Here is a 13,463-nt window from a genome sequence, read left to right on the forward strand (position 1 = left end):
ATGCGCTTCACTTTAGCCTGTAGAGATTAGCGCCTGACTATGGTTCAGGGGCAGGTTCAGATGCAACAGAAAAGAGAAAATAACGCACTCAGCGATAAAACTCTTTGCCCTAGATCTAGGCTTTTCTGTTATTCCTCCATTATGCCGTGATTTTCCCTCTTGTAACAAATCGGTAAATCGATTCAGCGGGCGGTTGGATGGAGGCTATTAATTTCGCGCATCGAAATAATTGACCGGTTAAATACTAAACCTGGCGGGTAAAATCAATCACAGAGTGGTATAAACTTTGATGTAGCCCACAAAAAAGCACCCCGAAAGGTGCTTTTTTATCCGCTTTTAGGGATGTGGCATTATTGTTGCAATTCTTTTTCAGTAAACAAATCTGCAAACAATGCGGTACTCAGATAGCGTTCGCCGGAGGATGGCAGGATAACCACGATGGTTTTGTCCGCAAACTCGGGTTCTTGAGATAATTTGACCGCAGCTTCCACGGCAGCACCGGAAGAAATCCCCGCCAGAATACCTTCTTCTTCCATCAGACGGCGTGCCATCTGAATGGATTCATCGTTAGTGATCAGCGTGACGCGATCCAGCAATTCCAGATCCAGGTTGCCCGGAATGAAACCAGCACCGATGCCCTGAATTTTGTGCGGGCCCGGTTTCACTTCTTCGCCATTCAGCGTTTGAGTAATCACCGGCGAATCCGTTGGCTCAACGGCCACCAGCTTCACGCTGCTTTTTTTGCTTTTCAGATAACGACCCGTACCGGTGATGGTACCGCCGGTACCCACGCCTGCAATCAGCACATCGACTGCGCCATCAGTATCTTCCCAGATTTCCGGGCCGGTGGTTTGCTCATGGATAGCCGGGTTAGCCGGGTTGCTGAACTGCTGAAGGATAAGATAACGGGAAGGATCGCTGGCCTGAATTTCTTCGGCTTTTGCAATTGCGCCTTTCATACCTTTCGCGCCTTCGGTCAGCACCAGATTGGCGCCGAGGGCTTTGAGCAGTTTACGACGCTCAACGCTCATGGTTTCCGGCATGGTCAGCGTCAGTTTATAACCGCGCGCGGCAGCGACGTAAGCCAGTGCAATACCGGTGTTTCCGCTGGTCGGTTCAACCAGTTCGATATCTTTCGTCAGGATGCCTTTCTTTTCAGCGTCCCAAATCATGTTTGCACCGATGCGGCATTTCACGCTGAAGCTCGGGTTACGCGACTCGACCTTAGCCAGAATACGACCATTACCGATACGGTTCAGGCGAACCAGTGGCGTATGGCCAATTGTTAATGAATTGTCTTCATAGATCTTGCTCATAACCCGTCCTTTAACTGTATGAAATATTCACGGTGTGAAGCTTTCAACACTATGAAATTAGTGGGAATCAGGAAAGCATACGCGAACCGCTTTCCCAGTGAAGTAAGGTTTTGGTATTTGGTATATCGATACGTTATTAAGAAATAAGTTTGAGAATGAAAAGTCAAGCATAGCAGGCAGCCGCCCGCAGGCGGCTGTGAAGAAAACGCGTTATTTCCGGCTGGAATTCACGTCGACATTGTTTTTAACGTAAACATCGCGATAGCGGTCACACCACATGGCTGTCGCCCCGCACACCGCTACCGGCAAGATCACCAGATTCAGCACTGGGATCATCGTAAACAGGCTGACCAGCGAGCCAAACTGCATATTGTCGATTTTGTTACTGCCGAGCGAGCGGCGCATATCGGCAAAACTTACTTTGTGATTATCGAACGGATAATCGCAATATTGGATCACCACCATCCAGGCGCTGAAGAAGAACCACAGCACCGGCGCGGCGGTCTGGCCAATCACCGGAATAAAGTAGAGTGCAAATAATACTACGGCGCGTGGCAGGTAATACGCCAGTTTCTGCCATTCGCGCTTCATGATGCGCGGCAGATCTTTCATGATGTCCCAGATGCCGGTATCTGGCAGCGGTTTACCGGTCAGACGTGCTTCGAGTTGTTCGGCGAGCAATCCGCTAAACGGTGCGGCAATCCAGTTGGCAATGGTGCTGAAGAAATAGCTGAACACCAGCACCACGGAAAGTACAGCTACCGGCCAGATCAGATAATCCAGCCAGCTCAGCCAGGCCGGCACCTTACTCATCATGGCGGGGATCCATTCTCCCAGTTTGGTAAACAGCCACCAAAACGCGCCGCCCATCAGCAATACGTTGACTGCCAGCGGTAAAATCACAAAACGTCGTATCCCTGGTAAGGAAATGAGCGTCCAGCCCTGTTTGAAATAATGCACGCCGTTTGCTTGTCTGGCGCTTTGCGATGAAGTCATAAACGAAATTTTCTCTCTGAGTTGAATGACATGGGCTATCATATCGGTATGATTTTCCACTGGCTACCAGTGGATTGGCTGAAAAAACAGCAAAAAAAGGTGCAACTGCCCTATTTATTAGCAGAAAGTAGAGTCCAGACTTGCACTTATCTACGTGGGCAAATAGAGTTAATATTGTGAATGTTTGCCGTGGTGGCAATGTATTAGAACAACAGAGATAGCAATGATGCAGGATTTGCGTCTGATATTAATCGTTGTTGGCGCGATCGCCATAATAGCGTTGTTGTTACACGGTTTGTGGACCAGCCGTAAAGAACGCTCTTCGCTGTTTCGCGATCGTCCAGCTAAACGTGTGAAAAAAGAACGGGAACAATCTCCGCCCGACGATTTTGTCGATGGAGTGGGGGAAGTGCGCGTGCGTCCTGCTTATCCTCAGGATGAACCGACTTTTGGTCAGTATGATGAGCCAGAACAGACTGCACCGCCACGTCAGCCGCAGGGTCAACCTGCGCAGCCAGCGCCAGCACCTGTTGCTCGTCCTCAGCAACCGGCTCAGCCACAGCACCATGCTGTGCAGGATGATCCGTTGCTGAGTGGTTATTCAGCCGCTGAACCCGCAGTTGCGCCGCGCCGCGAACCTGTTGCTGATTTTGCACCTCAGGAATATGCGCCTGAACCTAAAGCGCAAGCACCGGTTCCGCCGCAGGAAATTCATGCGGACGCGGCACCTGCTGCCAAAGCTGAACCTCAGCCTGCGCCTTTTGCTCCGGCAGAAGAAACCCCGGCTGAGAAAGCGAAACTGAAAGAAACGGTTCTGGTTCTGCACGTTGCAGCACATCAGGGCGGCGTTATCGGTGGTGAAGTGCTGTTAAACAGCGTGCTTCAGGCCGGCTTCCAGTTTGGCGCAATGAATATTTTCCATCGTCACGTAAGCCCGGCGGGCAGTGGTCCGGTGTTATTCAGTCTGGCAAATATGGTCAAACCGGGTTCTTTTGACCCTGACAATATGTCCGACTTCTCTACACCTGGTGTGACGTTGTTCATGATGGTGCCTTGCTACGGCGACGCGCATCAGAACTTCAAACTGTTGCTCCAGTCTGCCCAGCGCATTGCCGATGATGTCGGCGCGATGGTGCTCGACGATGAGCGTCGTATGATTACGCCGCAGAAGCTCGAAACGTACAAAGCGCGGATCCGCGAGGTCCTCGAGGCGAACGCCTGATTCTGGCGTTCGTGAAATACCCTTTCCCCTAACCCCCGCTTGTCGGGGGTTTTTTATCTCCACGGTGAGTCATGGCCACTATCGAAGAACAGATCAATCACTTACGCACTCAGCTGCGCCATCACGAATATCAGTATCATGTTCTGGACGCACCGGAAGTGCCTGATGCCGAATATGACCGTCTGATGCGTGAATTGCGGGAACTGGAAACCGCGCATCCTGAGCTGGTCACTGCGGATTCCCCGACGCAGCGGGTGGGTGCCGCACCGCTATCCGCTTTCGAACAGGTAAAACATCAGGTGCCGATGTTGTCGCTGGACAACGTATTTGATGAAGAAAGCTATCTGGCGTTTTACAAACGCGTTCAGGATCGGCTGAAAACCACTGAGCCACTGACGTTCTGCTGTGAGCTGAAACTTGATGGTCTGGCGGTAAGCCTGCTGTATGAAAATGGCGAACTGGTGCAGGCGGCCACGCGTGGCGACGGCACGACCGGTGAGAACATCACAGCGAACGTGCGGACTATCCGCGCGATCCCTTTGCGTTTGCACGGGGATAATATTCCTGCCCGTCTTGAGGTTCGTGGCGAAGTGTTTATGCCGCAACCGGGCTTTGAAGCGATGAATGACGAAGCGCGCCGCACCGGGGGCAAGGTATTTGCTAACCCGCGTAATGCCGCCGCCGGTTCGTTGCGTCAGCTGGATCCGCGCATCACCGCCAAACGTCCGCTGACCTTCTTCTGCTACGGCGTGGGATTGCTGGAAGGCGGCGAACTGCCTCGCAGTCATATTGCCCGTCTGCAACAATTTAAAGCCTGGGGTTTGCCGGTCAGTGACCGTGTCCGCCTGTGCACCGGCAGTGAGGAAGTGCTGGCGTTCTATCGTCAGGTCGAAGCCGACCGTCCGTCACTGGGCTTTGATATTGACGGCGTAGTGGTGAAAATTGACTCGCTGGATATTCAGGAAACGCTGGGCTTTGTGGCGCGTGCGCCGCGCTGGGCAACGGCCTTCAAATTCCCGGCGCAGGAACAAATTACCCTGGTTAAAGACGTCGAATTTCAGGTTGGCCGTACCGGTGCGATTACGCCGGTGGCTCGTCTGGAGCCGGTTCTGGTCGCGGGCGTGATGGTCAGCAATGCCACGCTGCATAACGCCGATGAAATCGAGCGGCTTGGCCTGCGTATCGGCGATACCGTGATTGTGCGCCGTGCAGGTGATGTTATCCCGCAGGTGGTGGGCGTGGTGCTGGATGAACGCCCCCAAGATGCCCGCGAAGTGGTATTCCCGACGCATTGCCCGGTCTGTCATTCAGACGTCGAACGCGTCGAAGGCGAAGCTGTGGCGCGTTGCACCGCTGGCCTGATTTGCGGCGCACAGCGCAAAGAAGCGCTGAAACATTTCGTCTCCCGCCGAGCCCTGGACGTCGACGGTATGGGCGATAAAATCATCGATCAGCTGGTCGAGAAAGAATATGTCAAAACGCCAGCGGATTTGTTCCGTCTGAGCGCGGGTAAACTCACCGGTCTGGATCGCATGGGGCCGAAATCGGCGCAAAATGTGGTAAATGCGCTGGAGAAAGCCAAAGAAACCACACTGGCGCGATTCCTTTACGCGCTGGGTATTCGTGAAGTGGGCGAAGCTACGGCGGCAAATCTGGCCGCGCATTACGGTTCGGTGGAAGCCTTACGGGCTGCGGATATTGAATCGCTGAAAACCGTGCAGGATGTCGGTGAAGTGGTCGCCAAACACGTGGTGAATTTCCTGTCGGAAGAGCATAACCAGCAGGTGATTGATGAGCTTTTAAGCCCGGAAATCAATATTCACTGGCCGGAAGTGCAGGTCATTGTACCGGAAGAAATCGACAGTCCGTTTGCCGGTAAAACCGTAGTATTAACCGGATCACTCTCGATCCTGTCACGCGATGAAGCCAAAGATCGTCTGATCGCACTGGGCGCGAAGGTGTCCGGCAGCGTGTCGAAGAAAACCGATCTGGTGATTGCCGGTGAAGCGGCGGGTTCCAAACTGGCGAAAGCGCAGGAACTGGGCATCGACGTGATCGACGAAGCGGAGATGATCCGCCTGTTGGGTGAATAAACCATGGAAAAAGAAGATTTGATCCAGATTGCCAACATGGTGATGCCGTTCGGCAAATATGCAGGACGGGTTCTGATCGACTTGCCGGAAGAATATTTGCTGTGGTTCGCGCGTAAAGACGAATTTCCGCAGGGGAAACTGGGGGAACTGATGCAGCTGACGCTGGCGATTAAAACGGAAGGGCTGCAGAGTCTGATTAATCCGCTGCGTCGCAATGGCCCCGGATTAAGCGGTACCGACGAATAAACGCTATTCTGGCCGGGTCACTGCTCTGAAATAAAGGCGCTGAACTCAGCGCCTTTTTTCTGCCTGTCGTTCCACTCGCGTTATTCACTGACAGGCGCTTGTTTCAGCGCCGCTTCCTGTTGTTTTTTCTGGTAACGTTTCGCCAGAACCGCGCAGGTCATCAGCTGAACCTGATGGAAAATCATCAGCGGCAGCACCATCATGCCAATCGCGCTGACCGGGAACAGAATGTTCGCCATCGGGATGCCGTTTGCCAGGCTTTTCTTAGAACCGCAGAACACAATGGTGATTTCATCCGGTTTGCTAAAGCCCATCCAGCGCGCCATGTACGTGTTAATCACCAGAATAAAGGCCAGCAGTACCAGACTGAATACCACGATAAACAGCAGCGAACCGATGCCCACCTGATGCCAGATCCCCTGTGTAACGGCTTCGCTGAAAGCGGAATACACCACCAGCAGAATCGATGTCTGGTCAGTCTTGCCGATCATTTTACGGTGACGCTCTACAAAGCCGCCGATCACCGGACGCAACAAATGTCCGGCGATGAACGGCACCAGAAGTTGCAGCACGATATGTCCGACCTGCGCCAGACCATTGCCGGTTTCGCCCTGAACATGCATCAGCAAACTGACCAGCAGCGGCGAAACAAATATCCCCAGCAGACTTGACGCTGATGCGCTGCATACCGCTGCCGCAACGTTCCCGCCCGCCAGTGAGGTAAACGCAATCGCCGACTGCACGGTGGCAGGCAAAATGCACAGATAGACAAAGCCGCTGTAAATCTGCGGGCTGACATCTACCGGATGCCACCACTGGAACAGCAGGCCGAGTATCGGGAATAAAATAAAGGTGCTGAACATCACCCATAAGTGCAGCCGCCAGTTATTGCTGCCCTGAAAAATCGCTTCACGGGAAAGTTTGGCGCCGTGCATGAAAAACAGCAGGCCGATGGCGAAAATCGTCAGATTATTGAAGAACGCCACAAACATGCCGCTGGCTGGAAAGAAGGTGGCCAGCAGCACGACGGCGATGAGTGTCAGGGTAAAGCGATCGGGTAAGAAGCGCATAACAAGTCTCGAATAGTTGTTTCTGATGCAGCTATTCTGTGCCTTTGAGATACAATTAAAAAATTGATTTATTTAATCCATTGATGCAGAAAATTCATGAATTATTCGCTCAGGCAACTTCGCGTATTTGTGGCGGTTTCGCGCTACGGCAGCTTCAGCCGGGCTGGTGAGGCTATTGGTTTAAGTCAGTCGGCGGTCAGTCATAGTATGAAAGAGCTGGAAACCGAAATGGGCGTGCGGTTGCTGGACCGAACCACGCGTGAGGTAGCGCTGACTGACGCCGGTCTGCGGCTGGCGAACCGTGTCGAACCGCTGCTTGATGAACTTCACGCCATGCTGCTCGATACCCGCAGTTTCGGCACGCAGCACAATGGCCGCGTACGGATTGCTTCCAGCCAGACTATTTCCGCACAGCTCATGCCGCAATGTATCGCCAGCGGTGCACTGCAATATCCTGATATCCGCGTGTTACTGCGCGACCAGCCTCAGCAACTGGTGCTTAACAGTGTGAGAAATGCGGAAGTAGATTTTGGGATTGTGATTGATCCCGGTGAGAATACTGATCTGGATTGCGAACCGATTTTGCATGAACCCTTTCTGATGATGTGCCGCGAAGATCATCCTCTGGCTGCGCTGCCGGAGGTTAAATGGCAGGCGCTGAACGGTCAGAAACTGGTGCTTCAGGATTACGCATCAGGCAGCCGGATCCTGATCGATGGCGCACTAAAGGCGCAGAAAGTGAAGGCGGAGATTGTCCAGGAAATCGGTCATCCGGCCACGTTATTCCCGATGGTGGAAGCCGGAATTGGCATCAGCGTTATCCCGGCGCTGGCGTTGCCGGGGCCGGAAGGGAGCAAGCTGGTGGTTAAAAGTCTGGTGCCGGAAATCAACCGTGTACTGATGCTGGTGAAACGTAAAAACCGGTCTTTATCGCCCGCGGCGCAGGCTATCTGGCAGGTAGTCAAAGAGCAGGCGTTAGTGCTGAGTGAAAAACGCAGCCAGCAGGGCGTGCAGGGATCCTGACGTCTTGCCGGCTGTTTCAGGCGTTATTACACGTAAATGTCGATGGCGTTGGTGTCCGAAGGTTTATTAACGCCTTCATCTTTTTTCGCTTCGGCAGCGGCTTGCTGTTGTTGCTGCTGCTGAAGTGCCTTCTGGGCCTGCTGCTGTTCGATTTGCGCAATCTGCTGCTGCAGCATCTCGATTTGCTGTTGCAGAAGTTCCTGTTGCTGCTGAACGTCTTCAGAGCTGCCGCCTGAGTTGCTCAGGTTTTTCACCTGTTCAGTCAGTTTGGCAATCTGTTTAGTCAGCTGAGCAATCTGGCTGGAACTGCCGGAGTCACTGGAGGACGCCGTGCTCACCGAACTGCTGGTGGCGCTGATAGTCGTCATAAAAGCCTCACTTTGTAGGAATCAAATTTTTTTGCACGTACGGGTGCTTAACTGGTATCGGCGGCGCGCTGTGAGGCTTTACCTGCTTTTCATATTCCTTACAGATTTAATGATTTTCTTTCGTTCATGGCCTGCACACTGAGCTTCGGCCAGCGTTCCAGCCAGCCTTTACTGCTGACACGCTCTGCAAATACGGTGGCAATCGCATGGCGTGGGTTAGGTGTGATGGTGAAGGTAAAGAGCGTATCAAGCCCGAGCGGGGCATTTAGCTCAATATGTCCGGCAACATTCATTCTTGCGCCGATGGCTGTCTCCACCTCGACCCAGTGACTCATCGCTTCGGCGCTCGATGCATAAGGCGAATGCCCGTGGCGTTCATGCATGCGGGCCTGATTTTTTACCGACCAGGGTAAATCAGGGGATTTCTCCAGCAGAAGCTGCTCGTAACGTTCATCCGCAGCAACAGAACAATCCTCATGATTGAAATACACCACGTCGATATCATTAAGCGGTGTGGCATTTTCATACCCGTGCAGCCGGTCCCAGACCAGATTGCGGACAAATCCCGCTGCCAGCCAGGCATCATTCAGCTCCAGTTCGCTGGCCTGCACCAGCGCCCGCAGGTGCAAGGGTTCTTCCCTGAGCCAGGTGATGATTTGCTGTTCCCGGTTGATCACGTGCAGTTCTCCTTTTTTGGCGATGCCCGGATTGTAGCGCGATTTTGTGAAGTTTTTTCAACGCACCGTTTCGGGTTCGCCGCTCTCAGCGCTCGCGCCAAAATGAAGCAAACCGTTCGGGAATGCGGCGGCAGACCGCGGTGGCTATGGGTTTCTTAAGTGGTACAACCTTTGCAACACTCTGCCTGACACTATTGCATTATCACCGGGCAGGGGATCATTTATGCAAACCACAAAAGTCACACCGGTTTTAAAACGTACGCTGGGCAGTTTTAAACTCTGGGGTATTGCCGTCGGGCTGGTCATCTCCGGCGAGTATTTTGGCTGGAGCTATGGCTGGGCGCAGGCTGGCACACTCGGCTTTCTGATCACCGCGCTGGTGATCGCCGCGATGTATTGCGCGTTTATTTTCAGTTTCACTGAACTCACCACGTCGATTCCTCACGCGGGCGGGCCTTTCGCTTATGCTTACCGGGCGTTCGGGCCAACAGGCGGATTTGTCGCGGGATTTGCCACGCTGGTGGAATTCGTGTTTGCACCGCCTGCGATTGCTATGGCGATCGGGGCGTATCTCAACGTGCAGTTCCCGTCCATTGAACCGAAATGGGTGGCTGTCGGCGCGTATCTGGTGTTTATGGTACTGAACATTCTGGGTGTCAGTATTGCTGCGACTTTCGAACTGCTGGTCACATTGCTGGCGATTTTTGAATTGTTAGTCTTTATGGGCGTGGTGGCACCGGGCTTTGAAATGTCGAACTTTATTCACGGCGGGTGGGCGGGTAGCGATACCTTCAGCCCGGCGGCGTTTTCCGGCATTTTTGCCGCCATTCCCTTTGCCATCTGGTTCTTTCTGGCGATTGAGGGCGCATCGATGGCGGCTGAAGAGGCGAAAGATCCGCAGCGTACCATTCCGAAAGCCTTTATCGGCGGCATTCTGACCCTCACCGTTCTGGCGCTGGGCGTCATGTTATTTGCCGGCGGTGTGGGCGACTGGACCAAATTATCGAACATTAACGACCCGTTACCGCAGGCGATGAAACTGATTGTTGGCAGTAACAGCGGCTGGTTGCATATGCTGGTCTGGCTGGGGTTGTTCGGCCTGATTGCCTCATTCCACGGCATTATCATGGGCTATTCGCGGCAGATTTTTGCACTGGCACGCGCCGGATATTTGCCCAAGCGACTGGCCAGCGTCAACGCCCGCTTCCAGACGCCACATCTGGGTATTATTGCGGGAGGCGTGGTGGGCATTGCGGCGATTTTCTCCGATTCATTGATCGTGATCGGCGGACAACCTCTGACGGCGAATATCGTCACTATGTCAGTGTTCGGCGCGATAGTGATGTACATCATTTCGATGGCGGCACTGTTCAAATTGCGCCGCAGTGAACCCAATCTTATCCGTCCGTTCCGTGCGCCACTCTATCCTTTTGCGCCTGCACTGGCGCTGGTGCTGGCGGTGGTCTGCCTGATAGCTATGATTTACTACAACACCTTACTGTTTCTGATCTTCGCCGCCATGATGCTGCTGGCTTATGCGTGGTTTCGCCTCACCCATCAGGCACGGACGGATGCCGCAGAAGATTTGCAATTACGTGGTCTGCGACCGTTGCCTGCAAAAAGTGGTAAATAACCCGGCCAGCTAAGGAGTGTTATGTTTCAGACGACATTAAGTCACCGCAGTTATCAGTTTAAGGATTTGCGCGAACTGATGGCAAAGGCGTCGCCCGCACGGTCGGGAGACTATCTGGCTGAAGTGGCTGCCGCCAGCGCGGAGGAACGCATGGCGGCAAAAATGGCGCTGGCCGATGTGCCGCTCAAAACGTTCCTGCAACAGTTGCTGGTGCCTTATGAGGAAGATGAGGTCACCCGGCTGATTATTGATACCCACGATGTCGCGGCGTTTGCCGCGATTTCGCATCTGACCGTCGGGGATTTTCGCGACTGGCTGCTGAGTGAAAAAACCGACAGTGGTGTACTGGCGGCGGTTGCCCGTGGGATCACCCCGGAAATGGCGGCGGCGGTCAGCAAGCTGATGCGCAATCAGGATCTGATCCTGGTGGCGAAAAAATGCCGGGTGATCACTAAATTCCGCAACACCATCGGGCTGCCAGGCCACATGAGCGTGCGCCTGCAACCGAATCATCCGACGGATAATTTGCAGGGGATTGCCGCCAGTATGCTCGACGGCTTGCTGTACGGCTCCGGCGATGCGGTGATCGGTATTAATCCCGCCAGCGACAGTCTGCCGTTGCTGGAAAACCTGAATTACATGCTTGATGACATCATCACGCGCTTTGACATCCCCACGCAGTCCTGTGTGCTGACGCATGTCACCAACACCATCAAACTGGTGGAACGTGGCGCGCCGGTGGATCTGGTGTTTCAGTCGATTGCAGGTACCGAGGCGGCGAACAGCGGTTTTGGTATCAATCTGGCTTTACTGGCGGAAGCGCAGCAGGCGGCTCTCAGCCTGAAACGCGGCACGCTGGGCGACAATGTCATGTATTTCGAAACCGGGCAGGGCAGTTGTTTATCCGCGAATGCGCATTTCGGGGTCGATCAGCAAACCTGTGAGGCGCGCGCGTATGCCATCGCACGGCATTTTTCGCCGCTGCTGATCAACACCGTGGTCGGTTTTATCGGCCCGGAATATTTGTATGACGGTAAACAAATCATCCGCGCCGGACTGGAAGATCATTTCTGCGGCAAATTACTTGGCGTGCCGCTGGGTTGTGATGTTTGCTATACCAATCACGCTGAAGCCGATCAGGATGATATGGACACTTTGCTGACGCTGCTCGGCACCGCCGGACTGACGTTCCTGATTGGCGTACCGGGCGCAGATGACATCATGCTCAATTATCAGAGCACGTCTTTCCATGACGCGTTGTACATCCGTGAACTACTCGGGCTGAAACATGCGCCGGAATTTGCCGTCTGGCTGGAGAAAATGAAAATAATCGATCCGCAGGGCGCATTGCAGGACACCCGGGCGTCCCATCCGTTACTGCGTCAGTTGCCGCAACTGAGCTGAGGTCTGTACTGATGAATAAAGAAAAAGGGCAGGAGCTGTTGCCTCTGGTGCATAACAACCCGTGGGAGACGTTGCGTCAGTTCACCGCCGCACGTATCGCGCTGGGACGCACCGGTTCGAGTCTGCCGACGGACGAACTGTTGCGCTTTGGTCTGGCCCATGCGCAGGCGCGTGATGCGGTGCATCAGCCTTTCGACAGTCAGTCGCTTGAGCCTGAATTATTCGCGCTCGGGCTGGAAACATTGACCGTCGCCAGCGCGGCACCCGACAGGGCTACTTATCTGTGCCGTCCCGATCTCGGGCGTAAATTATCTGAACAAAGCCGTCAGGCATTGCAGCGTCTGACGGCGGAGCCTGCTGACGTCGTGCTGGTCATCGCCGACGGTTTGTCATCGAAAGCGGTACACCGGCAGGCGGTGCCGCTGATTGCGGCGTTATTGCCCTATCTGCGCACGCTGGAGCTCAAATCAGGACCGGTTGTGCTGGCGCATCAGTCGCGGGTTGCGCTGGGCGATGATATTGCGCAGGCGATGAAAGCCAGAGCAGTGGCAATTTTGATCGGCGAGCGTCCGGGATTGTCATCTCCCGACAGTCTGGGGATTTACATGACCTGGGGGCCGCATACCAAAAGGCTGGAATCAGAACGAAATTGTATTTCGAATGTACGTCCGGAAGGGCTGAACTATCCGCAGGCGGCTTTTAAGCTGGCGTGGCTGCTCGAACAATCTTTTCAGCGCAAATTGTCGGGGGTAAATCTGAAGGATGAAAGCGATAACCCGGCGCTGCACAATAAAGTCGTGCCGATGTTTAAGCTGGAATAGGGGGAGGGGGATTAAAATTGAACCAGCAGCTGGTTCGCCTCCATCACGGATTTTCTCCGGAGTACAGATACGAAAAAAGCGCCTAAAGGCGCTTTTCTCTGAATTGGTGGGCCGTGCTGGATTCGAACCAGCGACCAATTGATTAAAAGTCAACTGCTCTACCAACTGAGCTAACGGCCCGCAGAAGTGGTGGGCGATGACGGGCTCGAACCGCCGACCCCCTCCGTGTAAAGGAGATGCTCTACCAACTGAGCTAATCGCCCACTTCTGGGTACTTCCCCATGTAAGAAGAAACTTGCTGAGAAATGGTGGGCGATGACGGGCTCGAACCGCCGACCCCCTCCGTGTAAAGGAGATGCTCTACCAACTGAGCTAATCGCCCATTTCTCAATTCTTCCTACTTATCACAACGCGGCACTCTTAAAGAGTGGTGGGCGATGACGGGCTCGAACCGCCGACCCCCTCCGTGTAAAGGAGATGCTCTACCAACTGAGCTAATCGCCCCCGTCGTGATGGAGTCGCATTATAGGGATACTTGAAATTACGTCAACGCTTTTTAAAAACAAAAATGATCGTTCGGCTTATTTTTAGACA

Annotated in this window: 12 protein-coding genes and 4 tRNA genes; 7 read left to right on the forward strand and 9 right to left on the reverse strand. The window is 53.8% G+C overall.

The genetic code is table 11. The features are described from left to right. Positions 1–350 precede the first annotated feature (350 nt). Both cysK and cysZ read right to left on the reverse strand, forming a co-directional pair. A complete protein-coding gene (cysK, locus tag J1778_RS18585) occupies positions 351–1,316 on the reverse strand; it encodes a cysteine synthase A (protein WP_120132235.1) in 966 nt (321 codons plus the stop codon). Positions 1,317–1,526: 210 nt separating this feature from the next. Then, on the reverse strand, positions 1,527–2,312 hold the full coding sequence (cysZ, locus tag J1778_RS18590; protein WP_217174417.1) for a sulfate transporter CysZ: 786 nt from the start codon (positions 2,310–2,312) through the stop codon (positions 1,527–1,529). 223 nt (positions 2,313–2,535) lie between these two features. Here cysZ and zipA point away from each other — a divergent pair, with 223 nt between their 5' ends. The 3 genes from zipA to J1778_RS18605 all read left to right on the forward strand — a co-directional run bounded on the left by zipA (position 2,536) and on the right by J1778_RS18605 (position 5,873). Then, the gene (gene zipA, locus J1778_RS18595; RefSeq protein WP_217174418.1) at positions 2,536–3,534 is read left to right on the forward strand and encodes a cell division protein ZipA; all 999 of its coding nucleotides are present in this window, start codon (positions 2,536–2,538) and stop codon (positions 3,532–3,534) included. A 71-nt stretch (positions 3,535–3,605) separates the two neighbouring features. Next, positions 3,606–5,627: an NAD-dependent DNA ligase LigA gene (gene ligA, locus J1778_RS18600; protein ID WP_217174419.1), complete on the forward strand. Its 2,022-nt coding sequence runs from the start codon at positions 3,606–3,608 to the stop codon at positions 5,625–5,627. 3 nt (positions 5,628–5,630) lie between these two features. After that, entirely contained in the window at positions 5,631–5,873 is a 243-nt protein-coding gene (locus tag J1778_RS18605) for a DUF3820 family protein (protein ID WP_217174420.1), read from the forward strand. Between the two features lie 80 nt (positions 5,874–5,953). On the opposite strand, the gene J1778_RS18610 is transcribed toward J1778_RS18605, so the two are convergent. Further along, positions 5,954–6,943, reverse strand: a complete 990-nt coding sequence (locus tag J1778_RS18610; protein ID WP_217174421.1) for a bile acid:sodium symporter family protein — start codon at positions 6,941–6,943, stop codon at positions 5,954–5,956. Positions 6,944–7,039: 96 nt separating this feature from the next. Here J1778_RS18610 and J1778_RS18615 point away from each other — a divergent pair, with 96 nt between their 5' ends. After that, on the forward strand, positions 7,040–7,966 hold the full coding sequence (locus J1778_RS18615; RefSeq protein WP_217174422.1) for a LysR family transcriptional regulator: 927 nt from the start codon (positions 7,040–7,042) through the stop codon (positions 7,964–7,966). 26 nt (positions 7,967–7,992) lie between these two features. On the opposite strand, the gene J1778_RS18620 is transcribed toward J1778_RS18615, so the two are convergent. Both J1778_RS18620 and J1778_RS18625 read right to left on the reverse strand, forming a co-directional pair. Then, the gene (locus J1778_RS18620; RefSeq protein ID WP_217174423.1) at positions 7,993–8,334 is read right to left on the reverse strand and encodes a FlxA-like family protein; all 342 of its coding nucleotides are present in this window, start codon (positions 8,332–8,334) and stop codon (positions 7,993–7,995) included. 98 nt (positions 8,335–8,432) lie between these two features. Further along, complete coding sequence (locus J1778_RS18625) at positions 8,433–9,011, reverse strand: nucleotidyltransferase family protein (RefSeq protein ID WP_420804090.1); 579 nt, start codon at positions 9,009–9,011, stop codon at positions 8,433–8,435. Positions 9,012–9,234: 223 nt separating this feature from the next. Between J1778_RS18625 and eat the strand changes: the two genes are divergently transcribed. The 3 genes from eat to eutC are packed head-to-tail and all read left to right on the forward strand — an operon-like array spanning position 9,235 to position 12,869. Next, a complete protein-coding gene (eat, locus tag J1778_RS18630; RefSeq protein ID WP_217174424.1) occupies positions 9,235–10,644 on the forward strand; it encodes an ethanolamine permease in 1,410 nt (469 codons plus the stop codon). Between the two features lie 21 nt (positions 10,645–10,665). Further along, a complete protein-coding gene (locus tag J1778_RS18635; RefSeq protein WP_217174425.1) occupies positions 10,666–12,048 on the forward strand; it encodes an ethanolamine ammonia-lyase subunit EutB in 1,383 nt (460 codons plus the stop codon). 11 nt (positions 12,049–12,059) lie between these two features. Continuing rightward, on the forward strand, positions 12,060–12,869 hold the full coding sequence (gene eutC, locus J1778_RS18640) for an ethanolamine ammonia-lyase subunit EutC (RefSeq protein ID WP_217174426.1): 810 nt from the start codon (positions 12,060–12,062) through the stop codon (positions 12,867–12,869). A 104-nt stretch (positions 12,870–12,973) separates the two neighbouring features. Here the strand turns inward: eutC and J1778_RS18645 are convergent. The 4 genes from J1778_RS18645 to J1778_RS18660 form a co-directional block, all read right to left on the reverse strand. Next, positions 12,974–13,049 (reverse strand) — tRNA-Lys (locus tag J1778_RS18645). Between the two features lie 7 nt (positions 13,050–13,056). Continuing rightward, positions 13,057–13,132 (reverse strand) — tRNA-Val (locus tag J1778_RS18650). 43 nt (positions 13,133–13,175) lie between these two features. Beyond that, positions 13,176–13,251 (reverse strand) — tRNA-Val (locus J1778_RS18655). A gap of 46 nt (positions 13,252–13,297) precedes the next feature. Beyond that, positions 13,298–13,373 (reverse strand) — tRNA-Val (locus J1778_RS18660). Positions 13,374–13,463 lie beyond the last annotated feature (90 nt).

The sequence above is a fragment of the Rahnella bonaserana genome (genome assembly GCF_019049675.1).
GTDB lineage: Bacteria > Pseudomonadota > Gammaproteobacteria > Enterobacterales > Enterobacteriaceae > Rahnella > Rahnella bonaserana.

What these genes read in the sequence shown, in the direction of transcription:
- J1778_RS18615 (WP_217174422.1), top strand. Translation starts at nt 7,040, where the DNA reads ATGAATTATTCGCTCAGGCAACTTCGCGTATTTGTGGCGGTTTCGCGC.
- J1778_RS18605 (WP_217174420.1), top strand. Translation starts at nt 5,631, where the DNA reads ATGGAAAAAGAAGATTTGATCCAGATTGCCAACATGGTGATGCCGTTC.
- cysK (WP_120132235.1), bottom strand. Translation starts at nt 1,316, where the DNA reads ATGAGCAAGATCTATGAAGACAATTCATTAACAATTGGCCATACGCCA.
- zipA (WP_217174418.1), top strand. Translation starts at nt 2,536, where the DNA reads ATGATGCAGGATTTGCGTCTGATATTAATCGTTGTTGGCGCGATCGCC.
- J1778_RS18610 (WP_217174421.1), bottom strand. Translation starts at nt 6,943, where the DNA reads ATGCGCTTCTTACCCGATCGCTTTACCCTGACACTCATCGCCGTCGTG.
- J1778_RS18620 (WP_217174423.1), bottom strand. Translation starts at nt 8,334, where the DNA reads ATGACGACTATCAGCGCCACCAGCAGTTCGGTGAGCACGGCGTCCTCC.
- eutC (WP_217174426.1), top strand. Translation starts at nt 12,060, where the DNA reads ATGAATAAAGAAAAAGGGCAGGAGCTGTTGCCTCTGGTGCATAACAAC.
- eat (WP_217174424.1), top strand. Translation starts at nt 9,235, where the DNA reads ATGCAAACCACAAAAGTCACACCGGTTTTAAAACGTACGCTGGGCAGT.
- J1778_RS18635 (WP_217174425.1), top strand. Translation starts at nt 10,666, where the DNA reads ATGTTTCAGACGACATTAAGTCACCGCAGTTATCAGTTTAAGGATTTG.
- ligA (WP_217174419.1), top strand. Translation starts at nt 3,606, where the DNA reads ATGGCCACTATCGAAGAACAGATCAATCACTTACGCACTCAGCTGCGC.
- cysZ (WP_217174417.1), bottom strand. Translation starts at nt 2,312, where the DNA reads ATGACTTCATCGCAAAGCGCCAGACAAGCAAACGGCGTGCATTATTTC.